20 protein-coding genes are annotated in these 19,246 nt (G+C 64.4%); 6 read left to right on the top strand and 14 right to left on the bottom strand.

All coding sequences use genetic code 11. From position 1 onward, the window contains the following. Positions 1 to 56: 56 nt before the first annotated feature. From VRZ77_RS18140 to moaA, 6 genes are all read left to right on the top strand, one after another. Positions 57 to 941, top strand: a complete 885-nt coding sequence (locus VRZ77_RS18140) for a PhnD/SsuA/transferrin family substrate-binding protein (protein ID WP_414593991.1) — start codon at positions 57 to 59, stop codon at positions 939 to 941. Between the two features lie 60 nt (positions 942 to 1,001). Then, the gene (locus tag VRZ77_RS18135) at positions 1,002 to 2,396 is read left to right on the top strand and encodes a sensor histidine kinase (RefSeq protein WP_414593990.1); all 1,395 of its coding nucleotides are present in this window, start codon (positions 1,002 to 1,004) and stop codon (positions 2,394 to 2,396) included. Beyond that, positions 2,386 to 3,708: a sigma-54-dependent transcriptional regulator gene (locus VRZ77_RS18130; protein WP_414593989.1), complete on the top strand. Its 1,323-nt coding sequence runs from the start codon at positions 2,386 to 2,388 to the stop codon at positions 3,706 to 3,708. The genes VRZ77_RS18135 and VRZ77_RS18130 overlap by 11 nt, the downstream gene beginning before the upstream one ends. Before the next feature lie 192 nt (positions 3,709 to 3,900). After that, positions 3,901 to 4,425, top strand: a complete 525-nt coding sequence (locus VRZ77_RS18125; protein ID WP_414593988.1) for an arsenate reductase (azurin) small subunit — start codon at positions 3,901 to 3,903, stop codon at positions 4,423 to 4,425. An 11-nt stretch (positions 4,426 to 4,436) separates the two neighbouring features. Continuing rightward, a complete protein-coding gene (locus VRZ77_RS18120; protein ID WP_414593987.1) occupies positions 4,437 to 6,899 on the top strand; it encodes an arsenate reductase (azurin) large subunit in 2,463 nt (820 codons plus the stop codon). A gap of 75 nt (positions 6,900 to 6,974) precedes the next feature. Then, on the top strand, positions 6,975 to 8,021 hold the full coding sequence (moaA, locus tag VRZ77_RS18115; protein WP_414593986.1) for a GTP 3',8-cyclase MoaA: 1,047 nt from the start codon (positions 6,975 to 6,977) through the stop codon (positions 8,019 to 8,021). Positions 8,022 to 8,045: 24 nt separating this feature from the next. On the opposite strand, the gene arsH is transcribed toward moaA, so the two are convergent. The 14 genes from arsH to VRZ77_RS18045 all read right to left on the bottom strand — a co-directional run bounded on the left by arsH (position 8,046) and on the right by VRZ77_RS18045 (position 19,181). Continuing rightward, complete coding sequence (arsH, locus tag VRZ77_RS18110; RefSeq protein ID WP_414593985.1) at positions 8,046 to 8,798, bottom strand: arsenical resistance protein ArsH; 753 nt, start codon at positions 8,796 to 8,798, stop codon at positions 8,046 to 8,048. Beyond that, positions 8,798 to 10,054 (bottom strand): MFS transporter, encoded by a 1,257-nt coding sequence (locus VRZ77_RS18105; protein WP_414593984.1) that lies wholly within the window; start codon positions 10,052 to 10,054, stop codon positions 8,798 to 8,800. Before VRZ77_RS18105 ends, arsH begins: the two co-directional genes overlap by 1 nt. Further along, positions 10,051 to 11,388 carry an NAD(P)-binding protein gene (locus tag VRZ77_RS18100; RefSeq protein WP_414593983.1) on the bottom strand — a complete coding sequence of 446 codons (1,338 nt, stop codon included), beginning with the start codon at positions 11,386 to 11,388 and terminating at the stop codon, positions 10,051 to 10,053. Before VRZ77_RS18100 ends, VRZ77_RS18105 begins: the two co-directional genes overlap by 4 nt. 40 nt (positions 11,389 to 11,428) lie before the next feature. Continuing rightward, positions 11,429 to 11,746, bottom strand: coding sequence for an ArsR/SmtB family transcription factor (locus VRZ77_RS18095; RefSeq protein ID WP_414594010.1), 318 nt, complete (start codon positions 11,744 to 11,746; stop codon positions 11,429 to 11,431). 79 nt (positions 11,747 to 11,825) lie between these two features. Next, positions 11,826 to 12,890 carry an ArsO family NAD(P)H-dependent flavin-containing monooxygenase gene (locus tag VRZ77_RS18090; RefSeq protein ID WP_414593982.1) on the bottom strand — a complete coding sequence of 355 codons (1,065 nt, stop codon included), beginning with the start codon at positions 12,888 to 12,890 and terminating at the stop codon, positions 11,826 to 11,828. After that, on the bottom strand, positions 12,887 to 13,975 hold the full coding sequence (gene arsB / locus VRZ77_RS18085) for an ACR3 family arsenite efflux transporter (protein WP_414593981.1): 1,089 nt from the start codon (positions 13,973 to 13,975) through the stop codon (positions 12,887 to 12,889). The genes VRZ77_RS18090 and arsB overlap by 4 nt, the downstream gene beginning before the upstream one ends. Positions 13,976 to 13,991: 16 nt before the next feature. Continuing rightward, entirely contained in the window at positions 13,992 to 14,417 is a 426-nt protein-coding gene (arsC, locus tag VRZ77_RS18080; protein ID WP_414593980.1) for an arsenate reductase (glutaredoxin), read from the bottom strand. 10 nt (positions 14,418 to 14,427) lie between these two features. Beyond that, a complete protein-coding gene (locus tag VRZ77_RS18075) occupies positions 14,428 to 14,997 on the bottom strand; it encodes an arsenate reductase ArsC (RefSeq protein WP_414593979.1) in 570 nt (189 codons plus the stop codon). Continuing rightward, a complete protein-coding gene (locus VRZ77_RS18070; protein WP_414593978.1) occupies positions 14,990 to 15,376 on the bottom strand; it encodes an ArsR/SmtB family transcription factor in 387 nt (128 codons plus the stop codon). The genes VRZ77_RS18075 and VRZ77_RS18070 overlap by 8 nt, the downstream gene beginning before the upstream one ends. Positions 15,377 to 15,435: 59 nt before the next feature. Next, a complete protein-coding gene (phnE, locus tag VRZ77_RS18065) occupies positions 15,436 to 16,254 on the bottom strand; it encodes a phosphonate ABC transporter, permease protein PhnE (RefSeq protein ID WP_414593977.1) in 819 nt (272 codons plus the stop codon). Next, the gene (gene phnE, locus VRZ77_RS18060) at positions 16,254 to 17,057 is read right to left on the bottom strand and encodes a phosphonate ABC transporter, permease protein PhnE (RefSeq protein ID WP_414593976.1); all 804 of its coding nucleotides are present in this window, start codon (positions 17,055 to 17,057) and stop codon (positions 16,254 to 16,256) included. Before phnE (VRZ77_RS18060) ends, phnE (VRZ77_RS18065) begins: the two co-directional genes overlap by 1 nt. Further along, complete coding sequence (gene phnC / locus VRZ77_RS18055; protein ID WP_414593975.1) at positions 17,057 to 17,902, bottom strand: phosphonate ABC transporter ATP-binding protein; 846 nt, start codon at positions 17,900 to 17,902, stop codon at positions 17,057 to 17,059. The genes phnE (VRZ77_RS18060) and phnC overlap by 1 nt, the downstream gene beginning before the upstream one ends. A 37-nt stretch (positions 17,903 to 17,939) precedes the next feature. After that, positions 17,940 to 18,860 (bottom strand): phosphate/phosphite/phosphonate ABC transporter substrate-binding protein, encoded by a 921-nt coding sequence (gene phnD / locus VRZ77_RS18050; RefSeq protein ID WP_414594009.1) that lies wholly within the window; start codon positions 18,858 to 18,860, stop codon positions 17,940 to 17,942. Between the two features lie 141 nt (positions 18,861 to 19,001). Then, positions 19,002 to 19,181, bottom strand: coding sequence for a hypothetical protein (locus VRZ77_RS18045; RefSeq protein WP_414593974.1), 180 nt, complete (start codon positions 19,179 to 19,181; stop codon positions 19,002 to 19,004). Positions 19,182 to 19,246: the final 65 nt, after the last annotated feature.

Here is a 19,246-nt window from a genome sequence, read left to right as displayed (position 1 = left end):
GCCCCCCAAACAAGGTAACCTGACTGGAAAAAGAAGAACTCCAAACAGGAAACGCCATGTCTCGGAAATCCGTCTTCGGGTTGGATCGGCGCGTTTTTTTGACGGGGCCGGCGTCTTTCATCGCCTCCCTTGCGTTATTTTCTCGTCTATCGCATGCCAAAGCATCAGAAATACGCTTCGGGTTAACGCCCGTTTTTCTTACGTCCGATCTAGAATTGCTTGGGCGTCTCCAAACATACCTTGAACGAACGACAGATTTTCCGGTCAATCTGGTTACCCGCCGCACCTATCAGGAAATTGTCGCCCTCCTTATTTCGAGACAGATCGACGCGGCCTGGATCTGCGGCTACCCCTATGTCATGCACGAGACCGAGCTTCAGTTGGTCGCCGTACCGCGATGGCGTGGCAGGCTGCTGTATCAGTCCTATCTGATCGTCGATGCCGATCGTCGCGCCGAAGGTCTTTCCGACCTCAAGGGCGATGTGCACGCTTTCTCGGACCCCGATTCCAATTCCGGTTTCCTTGTCACGCGCGCGGCTCTGGCCGAGGCTCATGCCCGACCGGAGACGTTCTTCGAGCGGACATTCTTCACCTATGGCCATAGGAACGTCATTCGCGCTGTCGCATCCGGGCTCGCCATGTCAGGATCGGTGGACGGCTATGTCTATGAGGTCGTCGCCGAACTGGAGCCGGAACTCACGGCCCGCACCCGCATCATCCGGCGTTCCGAATGGCTCGGCTTCCCGCCAATCGCCGCGCCGCGAGTCGCCGTGGACAAGGAGCACCTCGCGCGACTGTCCGCTGCCCTGCTGAATATGTCCGAAGACATGGAAGGACGCGCGATCCTCGCCATGTTGCGCCTCGACAGTTTTGCGCGTGAGGACGCCGACCTCTTCGACACGATCGCTACGAAGGCGGCCCTCGTAGCGCTTGAGGGCTAGTCGATGCGGGCGTCGGTCAATCCTCGCAATTGGCCCGTGACACTGAAGGTGCCTCTGGCCGTGGCCGCGCTCATGGTGCTCGTCGGCGTCGTTCTTTCCGAACGTGTGCTGTCGCGCCTCGACGACACTCAGGAGCGCCATCTTCGTGAGCTGACCCAGAGCTATCTCGACGGGCTGTCTTCTGCGGCCGCGCCCTCGATCCTACGCGACGATGTCTGGGAAGTTTTCGACGCAATCGAGCGGGCGCAGCAGCTCAACAAGAGCCTGCGGCCGGTCGAGGCAATTGTCGCCAATGCCGACAATCGTGTGATTGCCGCTTCCGATCCGCGCGCCCATCCCGTTGGCGCAATGGTGTCGTCATCAATCATCGCCGCCACCGGCCGGGAGACCTTCCGCTTCGATTCCGGTGCGGATCGGGCCCATGCCCAGCGCGAACTCTCCTACCCCGGGCGAAAAGTAGGGACGATCTATGCGAGCTTCGACACCCGCCATCTGGCGATCGAGCGACGGGATGTGCTGACGGCGCTCATACTGACCAACGGGGTTCTGACCTTTCTCCTGGCGGCGGCGGGCTGGCTGCTGGTTGCGCGGATGATGCGGCCGATCCGTATCCTGTCCGACCATTTGGGCAATGCGCGCGAGAATCATGTGGCGGCGATCGCGCCGGACATCGTTGCCGCCAGCCATGGCGAGTTTGGCCGTCTCTTTCAGGCATACAACGAACTGGTGCATTCGACGGCCGAGCGGCAGGAACTGTCAAAGCGCCTCGCCGAGGAAGAGCGCCTCGGCAGCCTCGGGCGGCTGGCGTCGGCGCTGGCCCACGAGATCAACAATCCGCTTGGAGGCCTCTTCAATGCGCTCGCGACCGTCAAGAGCCATGGCCAGATCGAAAGCGTCCGCGTCGGATCGGTGGGCCTGCTCGAACGCGGCTTGGTTGGCATACGCGACGTGGTGCGCACGACACTCGCGCTGTACCGGACCGATGACACCCGACGCCATCTGATGGCTGCGGACATCGACGATCTCGGCCTTCTCGTCGCGCCCGAAGCCCGGCGACGCGGGATCAGTGTCACCATCGTCAACACGCTGGACAACAGCATCCCGCTCCCCAGTACGCCGATCCGGCAGGCCGTGCTGAATCTGTTGCTTAACGCCGTCGCGGCAGCACCCGAAGGCTCGACCGTCGCCCTCTCGGCGGCGGTGACAGACCGGCGGCTACTGGTGGAAGTGCGGGACCGCGGTCGAGGATTACCACACGAAGCCGCCGCACTGCTGACCGGCGCCGCTCATGCTCGCCCCCTGAGCGCAGGGGCCGGCCTCGGTCTGTGGATGACACACCGGCTGCTCGGCGATCTCGGTGCCACCATCTGTGTCGATTACCCAGAGGATACCGGCACCTGCGTGCGCGTGTCGGTCCCCTTCACGTGCGACGAGGAGCTAGCCAATGTCGCCTGATCCGGTTCTGATCGGCTTGGTCGAGGACGATCCGATCATGGGGGAAAGCCTTGTCCAGCGGCTCACGCTCGAGGGTATGGCGGTCAAATGGTGGCAAGCTGGCCAGGACGCGCTGGGCGAGATCGCCGCGCGCCGATTCGAGGCCATCATCTGCGACATACGGCTTCCCGATGTGTCGGGGGAGGCCATATTCCGGGCCGCCGCGTGCGGTGTCAAAGCACCTCCATTCCTTTTCATCACAGCTCACGGCGACATTGATCAGGCCGTCCGGCTTATGCGTGCCGGCGCCGCCGACTATGTCACCAAGCCGTTCGAGATGAACGACTTTCTCGCGCGCCTCGGTGATCTGATGCGCCCACCTAAAGCTGGCGAAGAAACCGCCCTTGGCGTTTCGCCGGCCATTCGGGAAACCGAACGGCTGCTGCGGCGTGTTGCCCGGATCAATTCGACCGTCCTGATCACGGGTGAGACAGGGACCGGCAAAGAGGTCGCGGCGCATTTCCTCCATGCCATGTCCGAGGCGGCCCCAGAGCCCTTCATGGCCGTCAATTGTGCCGCCATCCCTGCCGATCTTCTGGAGAGCGAGCTCTTCGGCCATGAGAAGGGCGCCTTCACCGGCGCCGCACAGCGCCACTTGGGCTATGCCGAGCGGGCCGGGGCCGGCGTTCTGTTCCTCGATGAGATCGGCGAACTGCGTCCCGAACTGCAGGCCAAGCTCCTGCGCCTCATTGAAGACAGGAGCTTCACCCGCGTCGGTGGCGAGCGGCAGCTGCGTTTCAACGGCCGGCTCGTTACCGCCACCAATGCCGACCTCCCGCGCCGCGTCGCGGCGGGCAGCTTCCGCGAGGATCTGTACTACCGGATCAACGTCGTCACGGTACGCATGCCGCCGCTGCGGGAGCGGCGCGAGGATATTCCCTGGCTGATGGAACGTGTCTTTGCCGAACTCTCCCGCCGATTAACGACCCAAACCAACGGCATCAGCGCCTTTGCGGAGGAGGCCGCGCTTGCCCATTCCTGGCCAGGCAATATCCGAGAGCTGCGCAACCGCATGGAACGCGCCATTGCCCTCGGCATGGGCCCTTGGATCATGCCAGGGGACTTGTTTCCCGAACAAATGCCGGGGCGCCACGAAGGCGCCCAACAACTCGGCTCGCTGGAGGAGGCGCGCCTGGATGCGGAGAAGAGGCACATCCAGCGCGCACTCGCCAGTACGCAGGGCGAGATAAGCGCGGCGGCGCGGCTGCTTGGCATCGGGCGCACCACACTATGGGAAAAGATGCGCCGCCTCGGTCTTGGTGCTGAGCCGTAGGGCGCGGGGCTTCTGTTCGATTGTCCGAACCGACGGCGCTGCACCATGTTCGGATTGTCGAACGCCAAGGCGTGAACGGACCCGCGCTTATAGCGTAACTTCCTGATTTTTAATGTTATTCTAATGTGGCCCACCTCCTGCAAAGGCTCGTCGCGTCCTGAAGCGGACACTGCCGAATGGGAGGGAGCTACAATGAAGAGGTGCCAAAGCCTCGTCGATGCCGGCCGCCGCCAGTTTCTGACGGGTGCCGGCGTAATGACCGCCGGAGCGGCGGCGGCAACCGTGCTGCCGGCGCAGGCCAAAACCGTCGAAGCGGGAGCCGCTCTGGTCAAATATCCCGCGAACCGGCTCGCCAACGTCAAGGATCTCAAAGCCAACGAGCCGTTCGACGTCGCCTATCCCGACGAGGATGCACCCGGCGTTCTGCTGAAGCTGGGCACGGCCGTGCCGGGCGGCGCCGGGCCTGACGGAGATATTGTCGGGTTTTCGACCCTGTGCCCGCACAAGGGCTTTCCGCTGTCCTATGCCGCCGGCGACAAGACACTCAACTGCCCCGGCCATTACTCGCGTTTCGACTGCGAGAAGGGGGGACAACAGGTCTGGGGGCAGGCGACGCAGAACCTTCCCCAATATGCGCTGCGGATCGACGCCAAGGGCGACATCTACGCCGAAGGCGTCGACGAGCTTCTGTACGGCCGCCTGTCGAACGTGCTCTGAGGGAGGAAACAATGGCTTACAAACGCCAGATCGGCCGGCTGCCCATCGTACCGGCCAACGCCAAGGTGCAGAACGTCGTCTGCCACTATTGCATCGTCGGTTGCGGCTACAAGGCCTATAGCTGGGACGCTCGCTATGAGGGCGGCACCGCCCCGACGGAGAACGCGTTCGGTGTCGATCTCACCGAGCAGCAGGGCGCAGATTCGTCCGCCTGGTACGCTCCGTCCATGTACAACATCGTCCGCCAGGACGGCCGCGACGTGCATATCGTCATCAAGCCGGATCAGGAATGCAGCGTGAATTCCGGGCTGGGCTCGGTTCGCGGCGCCCGCATCGCGGAGATGAGCTATTCACGCCAGAACAACACGCAGCTTCAGCGCCTCACCGACCCGCTGGTCTGGCGCTACGGCCAGTTGCAGCCGACCAGCTGGGACGACGCGCTCGACCTCGTCGCTCGCGTGACAGCCGCCGTGATCGCCGAGCAGGGCGAGGACGGATTGTTCGTCTCCGCCTTCGACCATGGCGGCGCCGGCGGCGGCTACGAAAACACCTGGGGCACCGGCAAGCTTTATTTTGGCGCCATGAAGGTCAGGAACATCCGCATCCACAACCGCCCGGCCTACAATTCCGAAGTGCACGGCTCGCGCGACATGGGCGTGGGCGAGTTGAATAATTGCTACGAGGACGCCCAGCTCGCCGACACGATCGTGGCAGTTGGCACAAACGCGCTGGAAACCCAGACCAATTATTTTCTGAACCACTGGGTGCCGAACCTGCGCGGCACCTCGCTCGACAAGAAAAAGGCCGAGTTCGGCAGCGAGCCAGTGGCTCAGGGACGCGTCGTCATCGTCGATCCGCGCCGCACGGTGACGGTCAATGCCTGCGAAATCGAGGCGGGCAAGGACAATGTGCTGCATCTCGCGCTCAATTCCGGCACCGATCTCGCACTGTTCAACGCCTGGTTCACCTACGCGGTCGACAAGGGCTGGATCGACAAGGCCTTCATCGACGCCTCCACGAAGGATTTCGACAAGGCAGTCGCCGAAAACAAGACGTCCATCGCCGAGGCGGCGAAGATTACCGGCCTGTCCGAGGCCGACATCGTCAAAGCGATCACCTGGATCGCCGAGCCCAAGGCCGGTGGTGCCCGCCGCCGCGCCATGTTCGCCTATGAGAAGGGCCTTATCTGGGGCAACGACAATTACCGCACCAACCAGTCGCTAGTGAATCTCGCTCTGGCGACCGGCAATATCGGCCGGCCCGGCGGTGGCTGCGTGCGCATGGGCGGTCATCAGGAGGGCTATTCACGTCCCTCGGATGCCCATGTCGGACGCCCTGCCGCCTATGTCGACAAGCTGCTCATCGAGGGTAAGGGGGGTATCCACCACATCTGGGGGTGCGACCACTACAAGACCACGCTGAACGCGCTCGAGTTCAAGCGGATCTATAAAAAGCGCACTGACATGGTGAAGGACGCCATGAACGCGGTGCCCTATGGTGATCGCACCGCCATGGTCGCGGCGATCATGGACGCCATCCGCAAGGGGGGGCTGTTCTCGGTCGACGTCGACATCGTCCCGACCAAGGTTGGCGAGGCCGCGCACGTCATGCTGCCCGCGGCGACCTCGGGCGAGATGAATCTCACCTCGATGAATGGCGAGCGGCGGATGCGTCTGACCGAGCGCTACATGGACCCGCCCGGGACCGCCATGCCCGACTGCCTGATCGCGGCACGGATTGCCAACCACATGCAGCGCGTGCTCGGTGAGATGGGCAAGGCCGAGATGGCGGCGAAGTTCTCCGGTTTCGACTGGAAGACCGAGGAGGATGCCTTCATGGACGGCTATCACGGGCATGAGAAAGGCGGCGAGTTTGTCACCTACGACCTGCTGCGGGCTATGGGAACCAACGGTTTCCAGGAGCCGGCAACAGGGGTTCAGGATGGCAAGATCGTCGGAACCAAGCGGCTGTTCGCGGATGGTAAGTTCAATAAACCGGACGGCAAGGCGGTGTTCGCCACCACGCAATGGCGAGGTCTGGAAGCGCCCGGCAAACAGGCCGAGAAAGACAAATTCCCGTTCCTGATCAACAATGGACGCGCCAATCTGGTGTGGCAGAGCGCCTATCTCGACATCGAGAACGAGTTCGTCATGGACCGCTGGCCCTACCCGTTCATCGAAATGAACCCAAAGGACATGGCCGACCTCGGCTTGAAAAACGGTGATCTCGTCGAAGTCTACAATGACAACGGTTCGACACAGGCCATGGCCTATCCGACTCCGACGGCTAAACCGAAGCAGGCCTTCATGCTGTTCGGCTATCCCACCGGCGTGCAGGGTAATGTCGTGTCGGCGGGCGTGAACGAATTCGTCATTCCCAACTACAAACAGACTTGGGGTAGCATCCGTAAGATCGCCGACGCGCCGAAGTCGGTCCAGCACCTCACCTTCAAGTCGAAGGAATACATCTCCTGACGGCAATGGGCCGCCGCCCCCAGGCGGCGGCCCGTCTTCCTGCCTAAGGCTGCAGCGCCTTACTGGAGTCCGCTGATGAATGTCCGAGTTTCCTCCGCCACCAGCGCGGAGCGCCTCGTTACGCGCATGCCGCTCATCGACACGTTCGGCCGCGCCGTCACCTATCTGCGCGTCTCGGTCACCGACCGCTGCGATTTCCGCTGCGTTTACTGCATGGCCGAGCACATGACCTTCCTGCCCAAGCCGGAATTGCTGACGCTGGAGGAGCTGGACCGCCTGTGCTCCGCCTTCGTGGCGCGCGGCGTGAAGAAGCTGCGCCTCACCGGCGGCGAGCCGCTGGTGCGCCGCGACGTGATGACCCTGTTCCGCTCGCTCGGCCGCCATCTCGATTCCGGCGCGCTGGAAGAACTGACGCTGACCACCAATGGCTCGCAGCTCGCCCGCTTCGCCCGCGAACTCGCCGATTGCGGGGTGAAGCGGATCAATGTCTCGCTCGATACGCTCGACCCCGACCGTTTCCGCGCGCTGACCCGCTGGGGTGACCTTTCCAAGGTGCTCGCCGGCATCGATGCGGCGCAGCAGGCCGGGCTGCATGTGAAGCTGAACGCCGTGGCGCTGGCCGGCGAGAATGAGCACGAGATCCCCGACCTCATCGAATGGGCGCATGGGCGGGGCATGGACATCTCGCTCATCGAGGTGATGCCGCTGGGCGAAACCGGCGCCGAGCGGATCGACCAGTATCTGCCCCTCTCCACCGTGCGCGCGCGCCTCGCCGAGCGCTGGACGCTGGAGGACATTCCGTTCCGCACCGGCGGCCCGGCACGCTATGTCAGCATCCGCGAGACCGGCGGGCGGCTCGGCTTCATCACCCCGCTGACGCATAATTTCTGCGAGGGCTGCAACCGTGTCCGCGTCACCTGCACCGGCACGCTCTATATGTGCCTCGGCCAGGACGACGCGGCGAATCTGCGCGCACCGCTGCGCGCCTCAGAGAGCGACGAGACGCTCTATGCCGCGCTCGACGCCGCCATCGTCCGCAAGCCCAAGGGCCATGATTTCGTGATCGACCGCCCCGGCCAGGCCCCGGCGGTGCGCCGGCATATGAGCCTTACCGGCGGCTGAAGTGGAAAGCCGCCGGGTGCCGCGTCACTGCGGTGTGGCGGCTCCCGCCATTGCGATTGCCGAGAGATCCGCGGCCTCGGCGACCGCCGCCTTTACCGCTGCCTCGCGCCGCTCGCTGTAGCGGCTGGTGAAATAGTCCCGGCGCTCGCGGGTGAGCAAAGTGAACTTCATCAGCTCTTCCATCACGTCGACGACGCGATCGTAATAGGAAGACGGCTTCATCCGCCCGGCCTCGTCGAATTCCTCAAACGCCTTGGCGACCGAGGACTGGTTGGGGATGGTGACCATCCGCATCCAGCGGCCGAGCACGCGCAGCGTGTTCACCGCATTGAAGGATTGCGAGCCGCCCGAAACCTGCATCACCGCCAGCGTGCGCCCCTGCGTCGGGCGAATGCCGCGATATTCCAGCGGCAGCCAGTCTATCTGGCATTTGAACACGCCTGATATGGTGCCGTGCCGCTCCGGGCTGCACCAGACCTGCCCTTCCGACCATTCCGACAGCGCCCGCAGTTCCTGCACCTTGGGATGGTCCGCCGGCACGGAATCGGGCAGCGGCAGGCCGTGGGGATCGAAGATGCGCGTCTCGGCTCCCATGGCGGTGAGCAGACGCGCCGCCTCTTCGACCAGCAGCCGGCTATAGGAACGCGCGCGCAGCGAACCATAGAGCAGCAGGATGCGCGGGGGGTGTGTCATCGCCGCCGCCGGGGCCAGCTTGTCCACGTCCGGCCGGTCAAAATGGGCGAGATCCAGCGCCTCGGTGAAGTCGTCACTTGTCATCAGGAAACCTCGAACCGTGCGCGGCGCGACAGGAAGGCGGCGAGCCAGAAGCCGACGGCCACGATGACCGTCATGAGGATGATGCCCAGCAGGACCGCATCATAGGAGCCGGAGGCCGACCAGAGCATGGCGCCGGCAAGCGGGGCCAGCGCGCGCGAGACAGTGCTCGGAGCGGACATCGCCCCGTTCACCGCGCCATAGGCCTCCCGCGTCAGCATTTCCGGCACGGAGAGCCCGCGCACGATCGTGGTGATGCCGTTGGCGCCGCCATAGAACAGGGCGACAAGGGCGATCAGCAGGAAACTCGGCGGCAGCACGTCGAGCGCCACCAGCGCCAGCGGGAACACTGCCACGGTGAGTGAGCCGATCACCCGCACCGGCGCGCGCGGCGCGAACACCCAGATGGCGATGCGCCCCGCCACCTGCGCCGGACCGATCAGCGTCATGGCCGCGACCACGGCGGAGATCTCGAACCCCTTCTCCACCAGCAGCGGGTAGAGATGGAAGGTGAAGGCCGAGAAGGCGGCGGAATAGGCGGTGAAAGCCACCGCCAGCGCCCAGAACACCGGCTGGCGCGCCGCCCAGGCCACCGCCGCCCGTCCGCTCAGCGCCGGCCGGCCGCCGGCGGCGGGACGCTCCGGCGCATCGGCATCCGGGTCGATCACCGACCAGTAGCAGCCGGCGCAGATGAGTATGTTGATCGCCGCCAGCACCAGCAGCGCGTCGCGCCAGCCGACCGTGTCGAGCAGCAGTTGCACCAGCGGAATGAACACGGTGGAGGCGAAGCCGCCCCACAGGGTGAGCGCCGTGATCCCCGCCCTTGCATGCGAGGGGCCGGAGCGGCGGGCGATGACGGCGAAGGCGGGATCGTACAGCGTCGCCGCCTGCAGCGCGCCGATGCCGGCCACCGCGACATAGAACAGAGCGAGGCTCTCGACCTGCGACCACAGCACCAGCAGCAGCCCGGCCAGCACCGAGCCGATGGTCATGATCGCGCGGCCATGCCCGCGGTCGATGGCGGCGCCGACGGGGTAGGCGGCCAGCCCCGCGAAGGCGAGCCCCAGCGTCGCCGCGCCATAGAGCGCGCTTTTCGACCAGCCGAGCTCATGGCCCATCGCCTCGGCGATCAGCGGGAAGCTGTAATAGAGCGAGCCCCAGGAACAGACCTGGCCTATGCCCAGCCCGGTGACGAACAGGCTGCGCGCGCCGGGCGGACGATGCTCCCCGGCACCAGAGACAAGAACATTGTCGCTCACGCACGCGCTCCACAGCAGGCGGCAGGCGCGGCAGCGGGTGCGGGCCCGCAACACGCAGCCTCGGTTTCACGCGGTGCGGTGCTGCACACACCGGTTTCCGGCAGCACCAACTGCACGTCGCGCGCGGCCGCATGGTCGCCGGCGATCTCGGCGATGACCGAACGGACCTGCTCATAGCCGGTCATCATCAGGAAGGTCGGTGCCCGTCCATAGGCTTTCGAGCCGACGATGTAAAAGCCGGATTCCGGATGCGTGAGCTCCATCGCGCCATGCGGAGGCACGGTCCCGCAGGAGTGCAGATTGGGGTCGATCAGCGGCGCGAGCGCCAACGGTGCCTCGACGACCGGATCGAGTGCAGCCCGCAATTCGCGGAACAGCGTCAGATCGGGCCGGGAGCCCGTTGCGACAATGATCCGGTCGACATCGAGGCTCTGCGTACGGCCGCCCACCTGTGCCGTGAGAGAGAGGGTCTCGCCTGTCCGCTCCAACCGCTCCGTGGCGAAGGGCGAGAGCATATCGAATCGGCCGGTCTCGATCGCGCGCCGCGCGGCGAGCCCAAGCGCCCCGCGCTCCGCCAGCTTATCCTCGAGACCGCCGCCGAGGAGCTTGTCCAATCCGTTGCGGCGCAACGCCCAGACGATCCGCGTCTCCGTCGCCTCTTCCTGCAGACGGAGCAGGTCGAGTACGGCATTGATGGCCGAGTGGCCGCTACCGGCAACCAGCACGCGCCGGCCGGCATAGTCCGTACGGGCAGACCCCCGAATGTCGGGAATGCCATAGGCGATGCGATCCTGCACCTCGCGTTCACCGGGCACCATGAGGCCGTCGACGCCGAGAGGGTTCGGCTGGGTCCAGGTCCCGGAGGCGTCCAGCACCGCACGGACCTCGGTGCGCTGCTCGGCACCATCCGACCCGCGCCAGATGATCTGGAACGGGGCATTCTCCCGGCCGGCGGTGGTAAGCTTGTCGAGGCCAGTGCGGGCAATGGTGCGCACCTCGGCAGTGCAGCGCAGATGCGGGGCAAGGGCGGGATGGCGCGCCAGCGGCTCCAGATAGTCGCGAACGATCTCGGCACCGGTGGGCAAGGCGTCGGGATCCGGCTCCCGCCAGCCCTGCTCCAGCAGCAAGCCGCGTGCGGCCGCGTCCACATTGTATTTCCACGGCGTAAAGACCCGCACATGTGCCCAGCTGCGCAGCGCGGTCGCGATGGTCGGGCCGCGCTCAAAGATCAGCGGCGTGATCCCGCGCCGTACTGCGTGGGCGGCAGCTGCCAGCCCTACAGGCCCGGCACCGATTATGGCGATCGGAAGGTCAGGCTTCGATGAGAAATTCATATTCTGTCCTTCCGGTAGTTTCGAAATAGAAGGCAAAAGCTCAACTGGCCACGACCTCTGGCTCGACGCATCCGACGTCGGCGCAGCATTCGTCCGAGAGATAGCCGATCAGCGCATTCATCGCTGGATAATGCGCGCGGCAGATCAGGGTCGTGGCATGACGCTCCTGCGTCACGAGGCCAGTATCAACGAGGCGCTTGAGATGATGCGAGAGCGTTGAGGCAGCGATACCGATCCGCTCCTGCAAGCCGCCGACCGCCAGACCCGCAGGACCTGCGCGGACCAGAGTCCGATAGATCTGCAGTCGGGTTGGATTGCCAAGCGCTTCAAGCTGGTGGGAGGCTTGTTCGAGATTCATTGAAATAGGATAGATCCAGCCCTGATCGCCAGTCAATGATATTTCGACAAGAATCGAAATTCGGCCGTTGCATTGTCCTTCAGACGGTTCCAGCGCGGTCCTCTGCTGCCAGCGCATCGATGATACGGGGAACAAGTTCGCGCGCCGTTCGTCCAGCGCCGATCAGCGTTGCGGAAGCAGCGCCGGTCCAGTCGCCATAACCGGCAAGCCATAGGCGCGGCTGGGTTACCGCGCGCTGATCCACCACATCCACCCGGCCCTCCGGCCCCACACAGCCGAGGGGCTGGAGGTGAGCCGTGGCGGGCCTGAAGCCAGTGCACCAGATCACTGCGTCCACCGGCGCCGTCGCCCCATCGGGCCATATCACGCCGTCCGGGGTAAAGCGCTCGAATGGACGGACGGTCTGAAGGATGCCTCGATCACGCGCCTCTTTGACCGGTGGTACCATGACAATGTCGCCGAACCCGGCCGCACCGATCTCGCCGCGAACGCGGGCGCTGGCACGCTCGAACAGCACCCGTCCATCGACATCATCCGGAAGGAAGGTCGGATCCTGAATTGTCACCCATGTCGCAATTGCCACGAGCGACAGTTCGGCAAAAATCTGTGCACCCGAATTGCCGCCGCCAATGACCAACACGCGCTGGCCGCGGAACGGCTCGGAGTTCCGGTAGAAGGCCGAGTGAAGCTGCGTGCCTCGGAACAAACCCTGTTCGGGATAGGCCGGAATTAAAGGCGCCGACCATGTCCCGGTTGCACTCACCACGGTCCGCCCTGTCACACGGCGCCCCGAAGTCAGCCGCACCTGCAGCCCGGCCGGGGCAGGCTCGACTGCCTCCACAATACAGGGGCGTTCAATCGCGAAACCATAGCGTTGCTCATAGCGGGTGAGATAAGCAATCACCTCGTCCCGGGTGGGGAAAGCCCCCGTGTCACCCACTGGCATCGGCCAACCTGGCAGCGAGCTGAACGCCGCCGGCGAAAACAGGTGCAGCGAGGACCAAGTGTGGACCCAGGCGCCACCGGGTCCCTCGCCGGCATCGAGAATGACGAAGCTCAACCCTGCCCGACGCAGATAATAGGCTATGGCGAGGCCGGCCTGCCCGCCCCCAATGACGATGACATCATGATGGGTGCTGCTCATGCTCCCCCACTGGAAGGTGCCGTCTTCGGAAACCATGACCGCCCGAGCCGCAGCGCGACATGCACCAAGAGGATCAGCACCGGCACCTCGACCAGCGGGCCGATGACGGCGGCAAAGGCGACGGGCGAGGCGAGGCCGAAGGCGGCGATGGCGACCGCGATGGCCAGTTCGAAATTGTTGCCGGCGGCGGTGAAGGCAATCGCCGTGGTGCGGGGATAATCCGCCTCGATCAGCCGGCCCATGGCGAAGCTGATGAGGAACTGGACGACGAAATAGATCGTCAGCGGAATGGCGATGATCACGGCATCCATCGGCAGGCGCACGAGATCGCCGCCCTTCAGGCTGAACATGGCGACGATGGTGAACAAAAGCGCACCCAGCGTGATCGGGCTGATCTTCGGCAGAAACACATTGGCGTACCAGTCCGGGCCCTTGCGCCTGATGAGCAGCCGGCGGGTGAGGAAGCCGGCGAGGAAGGGGATGCCGAGATAGATCAGCACCGCCTCGGTGATGGTCCAGAAGCTGACATCGACCACGCTGCCCTCCAGCCCGAACAAAGGCGGCAGCACGGCGAGGAACAGCCAGGCATAAGTGGAGAAGAACAGGATCTGGAAGATCGAATTGAACGCCACCAGCCCGGCGACATACTGGTTGTCGCCGCAGGCGAGCTGGTTCCACACCAGCACCATGGCGATGCAGCGGGCGAGGCCGATGAGGATCAGCCCGGTCATGTATTCCGGGTAATCGCGCAGGAAGAGCACCGCCAGCGCGAACATCAGCACCGGGCCGATCAGCCAGTTCTGCACCAGCGACAGCAGCAGCACGCGCTTGTCGGCAAACACAAGGTGCAGTTCCTCATAGCGCACCTTGGCGAGCGGCGGGTACATCATCAGGATCAGCCCGATGGCGATCGGGATGTTGGTGGAACCGACCGAAAGCGCGTTCAGCGCCTCCGGCAGGCCGGTGAACACCGTGCCGAGCACGACGCCCAGCGCCATCGCCGCGAAGATCCACACGGTGAGGTAGCGGTCGAGAAAGGACAGCCGCGCGGCCGGCCGGGAGGTCAGCGCCAGGGTCTGGGACATAGAGTGTGGCTCTCGTTCAGGCGGCGCGGTGGCCGTTGATGTCGATGACGAGTTCCCCGTCTTCCTTGCGGAATTCGCCGCGCTGGGGAGCGTCGAGCAGATCGAGCACCACCTCGGAGGGCCGGCACAGCTTGACGCGGCGCGGGGTGACGACGATGGGGCGGTTGATGAGGATCGGGTGCGCCATCATCGCGTCGAGCAGCGCGTCGTCGCTGAGCGCGGGATCGCCGAGCCCGAGTTCGGCATAGGGCGTGCCCTTCTCGCGCAGCAGATCACGCACGGTGATGCCCATGCGGGCGATGAGCGAGACGAGTTCCTCGCGGCTCGGCGGGGTCTTGAGATATTCGATCACGACAGGCTCAAGGCCGGTATTGCGGATCAGGCCCAGCACGTTGCGCGAGGTGCCGCAGGCGGGGTTGTGGTAGATGGTGACGGCGCTCATGGCCTTCTCCTCACGCCACATCGCGCCGGGGCTGGGTGGCCCCCTCGCTACGGCCGATCTCGTGGAGCTTGGCGCCCAGCGTCATGGTGTCGAGGCTGCGGATCGGCAGGGCGGCGAAAGCGGCGATGCGGTTCTTGAGATAGCGGAAGGTGCGGGCGAAGGCGGCTTCCTTCTCGATCTCGGTGCCCGCGACGGCAGCGGGGTCCTCGATGCCCCAATGGGCGGTCATCGGCTGGCCCGGCCAGACCGGGCAGGTCTCGCCCGCCGCCCCGTCGCAGACGGTGAAGACGAAATCCATGACCGGCGCGTCGGGCGCGGCAAATTCGCCCCAGTTCTTGGAGTGCAGGCCGTCCGTGGGATAGTCGAGGCTGCGCAGCGTCGCCAGCGCCAGCGGATTGACCGCGCCCTTGGGCTGGCTGCCGGCGGAGAAGGCGCGGAAGCGGCCGTGACCATCCTTGGTGAGGATCGATTCCGCCAGGATGGAGCGGGCGGAATTGCCGGTGCAGAGAAACAGCACGTTGTAGATGTGGCCAGCGTTCTGGTCAGACGGCTTTTGGTCAGACGGCGTGGTTTCAGACATGGCGCGCCTCCTTGGCGGCAGGTGTGTCTGTGCTCTGTCCCGCAGCGGGACAGCAGGGCTGGAGATCGGCGATCAGCGGGGCGCAGATATCGGGCTTGCCGCCGCAGCAATCCTTGAGAATGAAGGAAGCGAGCTCGCGCACCGCCTCAAGCCGGGCGCGGTAGAGGATGAGCCGGCTCTGGCGCTCGGCTTCGATCAACCCCGCCCGGGCGAGAATGCCGAGATGGGTGGAGAGCGTGTTGTGGGGCACGTCGAGCCGGCGCGCCACCTCGCCCGCCGGCATGCCGTCCGGCTCATGGGCAACAAGCAGGCGGAACACGTCCAGCCGGGTGGGCTGGGCGAGCGCGGCGAAGGCGGCAAGGGCGTTATCAGTGTCCATATGTCGACGATAACCGACAGATGGACACATGGCAAGAGGCTGTTGGTGATCTGTCGGCTTTAGATGATGGCGTGGCGGACCCGTGCGGAAATCCACTCGCTGACGACGACCGTTCCGAGGATGACGAGGAGGATCAGCGTCACCTGGGGCCATGCCAGCGTGTTGAGCGAACTCTCCAGATTGAGCCCGATGCCGCCGGCCCCCACCAACCCGAGCACGGTGGATTCGCGGATGTTGATGTCCCAGCGGAAAACGGTGATGCCGGCGAAAGCGGGCATGATCTGCGGGACGATGGCGTAGGCCAGCGTTTGCGGGCCGGAGGCGCCGGTCGCGCTGATGGCCTCTACCTGCTTGGCGTCGATTTCCTCGATCGCCTCGTAGAGCAGCTTGCCGATGAAGCCGATGGAGCGCAGCGCGATGGCGATGATGCCGGCGAGAATGCCGGGACCAAGAATAGCGACCAGCAGCAGGGCCCAGATGATCGCGTTGATCGAGCGCGACGAGACGATCACCAGGATCGCCACCGGCCGCACGAACGCGACGCTCGGGGTGGTGTTGCGTGCCGCCAGAAACGCAATCGGCACGGAGATGAACACGGCAAGCAAGGTACCGAGCGTGGCGATGTTCAGCGTATCCCAGAGCGGCTTGAGGATGGTTGGGAAGTAGCTCCAGCGCGGCGGCAGCATGCGGCCGCCAATGTCGGCGGCCTGCGTCGGCGCGTCCCAGACATAGTCCCAGATCGTGCTTTCCGTCATCACCCGCCAGCAGAAGACGGTGAGTGCGACACCGGCCAGCCAAGCCAGCCAGTTCAGCCATTCGGCCCTGGCCGTCCGCCGCTGCCAGGCGAAGCGCCCATTGGCGAGTTGTTGGACGGCCATCACTGCACCCTTTTGCGAATGAGGCTCGACGTATACTCGCTGACCATCACGATGCCGATGATGAGCAGCAGGATCGCCGCCGCACTGTCGAACTCGTAGCGATCGATCGCAGTATTCAGCGTCGCGCCGATGCCGCCCGCGCCGACAATGCCAACCACCGCCGACTCGCGGAAATTGATGTCGAGACGGTACAGCGACAGGCCGATAAGCCGCGGCATGACCTGCGGCAGCACGCCATAGGACAGCATGGAGAACCAGCCCGAGCCGGTGGCGCGAACGGCCTCCACCGAGGCCGGGTCGGTATCCTCGATGTCCTCGGCCAGCAGCTTCGACAGGAAGCCGATGGTGGCGAAGGACAAAGTGAGAAAGCCGGCGAACGGGCCAAAGCCGACCATGGCCACGAGGAAGATCGCGACGATAATTTCCTGCAGCGATCGTGACACCGCAATGATCGACCGGCACACATAATAGACCGGCCGCGGCACGATATTGTGGGCGGCGCCGATGCCGATCGGAATGGAAATGGCGATGCCGACGACGGTGGATGTCACCGTCATGGTCAGGCTCTCGATCATGCCCTGGACGATGTCGTCCCAGCGTGAGGAGAAGTTCGGCTGCAGGAAGCCACCGACGAAGCGCGCGCCCCGATCCAGGCCGTCGACGACGCGCGCCCAGTTGACATCGATGGTGCCCAGGGCGAGCGCGAGATAGATCGCCGCGCCCAGTGTCAGGCCGTGGCGCAGCCAGGGATTGGCGATCAGCGGCGCAGGGCGCCAGCGGCGCGGGCGAACGGCGTCGGCCATCAGAGCGCTTCCGCGATCAGCGGTGCGCGCGCGCCGCGCAAATGCGCTGAGGCGGCTTCATGGGCGCGATCCTCGGCCTCTTCCTCCCGCGTCATTGTCTTGGACCAGTCTTCCTCGCCATAGATCGCCGTCAGCGCGGCGGGGTCGAGGCTTTCGGGCGGGCCGTCAAACACCACGCGACCGGCGCGCAGGCCGACAATGCGCTGGACGAACATCTGCGCCAGGGCGACATCATGGATGTTGACGATGGCGGCCAGATTACGCTCGGCGCAGATCTCGATGATGAGCCGCATGATCTGGCGCGAGGTCTTGGGGTCGAGGCTGGCGGTGGGCTCGTCCACCAATAGAATATCGGGCTCCTGCACCAGCGCGCGGGCAATGCCGACACGTTGCCTCTGGCCGCCGGAAAGCTCGTCGGCGCGCTTGTCGACATGGTCCATCAGGCCCACGCGGTCAAGCACCGTAAAGGCCCGGTCGATGTCCGCCTGCGGGAAGCGCCGGAACCAGGCACGCCAGAAGCCGACATAGCCGAGGCGGCCGGACAGCACGTTCTCCATAACCGATAGACGCTCGACCAGCGCGTATTCCTGGAAAATCATCCCCATGCGGCGCCGGGCCCGACGCAAGCCGGCCTGGCCCAGGGAGGTGAGTTCGACGTCGCCGAGGAAAATCTTGCCCTCGCTCGGCTCAACGAGCCGGTTAACGCATCGGATGAGGGTCGACTTGCCGGCACCCGAGGGGCCGATCAGGCCGACGACCTGACCGGCGGGAACATGCAAATCGATGTGATCGAGAGCCTTGTCGCCCTTGGCATAGCGCTTGGAAAGGCCCTCAAGTCGCAGCATGCTCGCAAACCTCATTTGTGCCGTCACTTGATGCCGATCACTTGCACTCGTAGCTGACGCCCATGGCGCTATCGATCTGCCGGATCACAGCCCAATTATCCTTGAAGGTGATCGGGATGAAGGCTTCCTGCGGCGGTTCGGAGGTCTGGAATTCCTTCAGCAGGGCCGTTCCCTCCCAGTTGAAGGTGCTGAACGCCTCCTTCACCTTCGCCGCCAGTTCCGGCTTGAGATTGTAGACATAGCCGTAGCCGGTGGTCGGGAAGGTCTGCGACTTGTAGATGGTGACGATCTGCTCCGGCTTGACGACGCCGCGGGCGACCATGCGCTTCATGACGGAGTTGGCGATCGCCGCCGCGGGGTAGTCCTTGTTGGCGACGCCGAGGATCGAGTTGTCGTGCTTGCCGGAGAACACCGGCTCATAATCCTTGCCGGCCTCCAACTGGAACTCGGTGCGCAGCAGAGCCGACGGCGCCTTGTAGCCTGAGTTCGAGGTCTCGGAGGTAAAGGCCATCTTCTTGCCCTTGATGTCCTCAACCTTGGTCACGCCCGAGCCCGGATAGGTGATGATTTCCATCTCATAACCGAAGGCGCCGGTCTTCGAGGCCATCATGGTGAAGGGCACGAAGCCGGCACAGGCGACCGCGATCGGGTTCGAGCCGGTATTGAAGCCGGCGACGTGAAGGCGGCCGGCGCGCATGGCTTCAAGCTGGGCGGCGTTGGACTGCACAGGGAAGAACTGCACCTTCTTGCCCGTGGTCTTGGCGAGATGGTCGAGGAACTCCTGCCACACCTTGGCGTAGACTGCAGGGTCTTCTACCGGCGTATAGGCGAAAATCAGCGTGTCGGGGTCGATCTGCTTGGAAGCATCCGTCGGCGCATCGGCGACCATGTCGCCGTTTGCATCGGTAAAGCGCGGATCAAGCTTGAAATCGGCCTGTGAAAGACCGACACCCGCCATAACCAACGTAACGGAAAGGCTCGATACTTTGAGTAGACGTTGGATCAGTGACATGTATCTCTCCCGAGCAACATTCGCTGATCACGTCATTAATTGCCTATTATGACAGTTTGACCACAAAAAGGATCACAACTCATTGGGTTACGCCGCGCGAGAGGCAAGCGTCATCTCTGTGGCGCCCTCCATTATCGAGATATCGCTGAGGCGCGACTTGAGGCTGCCAAGATCGAGGCTCTCGAGTGGTAGATTGACGAACGCCTGTTGATTTCCACTGAGATCTGACCCGGCAGGAGCGGATTTTTCCATCGAGAACTGACCCATGTTTTCACCACGTCTCACGCGGCATCGCGGGGGACAGCGGAGTGATCTACATGGAGTTATTGAGC

It is taken from the genome of Ancylobacter sp. G4_0304, assembly GCF_047501495.1.
Taxonomy (GTDB): Bacteria; Pseudomonadota; Alphaproteobacteria; order Rhizobiales; family Xanthobacteraceae; genus Ancylobacter.
The sequence above is the reverse complement of the archived record's forward strand: the minus strand, read 5'-3'. Positions and strand labels throughout refer to the sequence as shown.

Coding starts and splice junctions, on each gene's coding strand:
- VRZ77_RS18140 (WP_414593991.1), top strand. CDS start 57: ATGTCTCGGAAATCCGTCTTCGGGTTGGATCGGCGCGTTTTTTTGACG.
- VRZ77_RS18130 (WP_414593989.1), top strand. CDS start 2,386: ATGTCGCCTGATCCGGTTCTGATCGGCTTGGTCGAGGACGATCCGATC.
- VRZ77_RS18125 (WP_414593988.1), top strand. CDS start 3,901: ATGAAGAGGTGCCAAAGCCTCGTCGATGCCGGCCGCCGCCAGTTTCTG.
- VRZ77_RS18120 (WP_414593987.1), top strand. CDS start 4,437: ATGGCTTACAAACGCCAGATCGGCCGGCTGCCCATCGTACCGGCCAAC.
- moaA (WP_414593986.1), top strand. CDS start 6,975: ATGAATGTCCGAGTTTCCTCCGCCACCAGCGCGGAGCGCCTCGTTACG.
- arsH (WP_414593985.1), bottom strand. CDS start 8,798: ATGACAAGTGACGACTTCACCGAGGCGCTGGATCTCGCCCATTTTGAC.
- VRZ77_RS18100 (WP_414593983.1), bottom strand. CDS start 11,388: ATGAATTTCTCATCGAAGCCTGACCTTCCGATCGCCATAATCGGTGCC.
- VRZ77_RS18095 (WP_414594010.1), bottom strand. CDS start 11,746: ATGAATCTCGAACAAGCCTCCCACCAGCTTGAAGCGCTTGGCAATCCA.
- VRZ77_RS18090 (WP_414593982.1), bottom strand. CDS start 12,890: ATGAGCAGCACCCATCATGATGTCATCGTCATTGGGGGCGGGCAGGCC.
- arsB (WP_414593981.1), bottom strand. CDS start 13,975: ATGTCCCAGACCCTGGCGCTGACCTCCCGGCCGGCCGCGCGGCTGTCC.
- arsC (WP_414593980.1), bottom strand. CDS start 14,417: ATGAGCGCCGTCACCATCTACCACAACCCCGCCTGCGGCACCTCGCGC.
- VRZ77_RS18075 (WP_414593979.1), bottom strand. CDS start 14,997: ATGTCTGAAACCACGCCGTCTGACCAAAAGCCGTCTGACCAGAACGCT.
- VRZ77_RS18070 (WP_414593978.1), bottom strand. CDS start 15,376: ATGGACACTGATAACGCCCTTGCCGCCTTCGCCGCGCTCGCCCAGCCC.
- phnE (WP_414593977.1), bottom strand. CDS start 16,254: ATGGCCGTCCAACAACTCGCCAATGGGCGCTTCGCCTGGCAGCGGCGG.
- phnE (WP_414593976.1), bottom strand. CDS start 17,057: ATGGCCGACGCCGTTCGCCCGCGCCGCTGGCGCCCTGCGCCGCTGATC.
- phnC (WP_414593975.1), bottom strand. CDS start 17,902: ATGCTGCGACTTGAGGGCCTTTCCAAGCGCTATGCCAAGGGCGACAAG.
- phnD (WP_414594009.1), bottom strand. CDS start 18,860: ATGGCGGGTGTCGGTCTTTCACAGGCCGATTTCAAGCTTGATCCGCGC.
- VRZ77_RS18045 (WP_414593974.1), bottom strand. CDS start 19,181: ATGGGTCAGTTCTCGATGGAAAAATCCGCTCCTGCCGGGTCAGATCTC.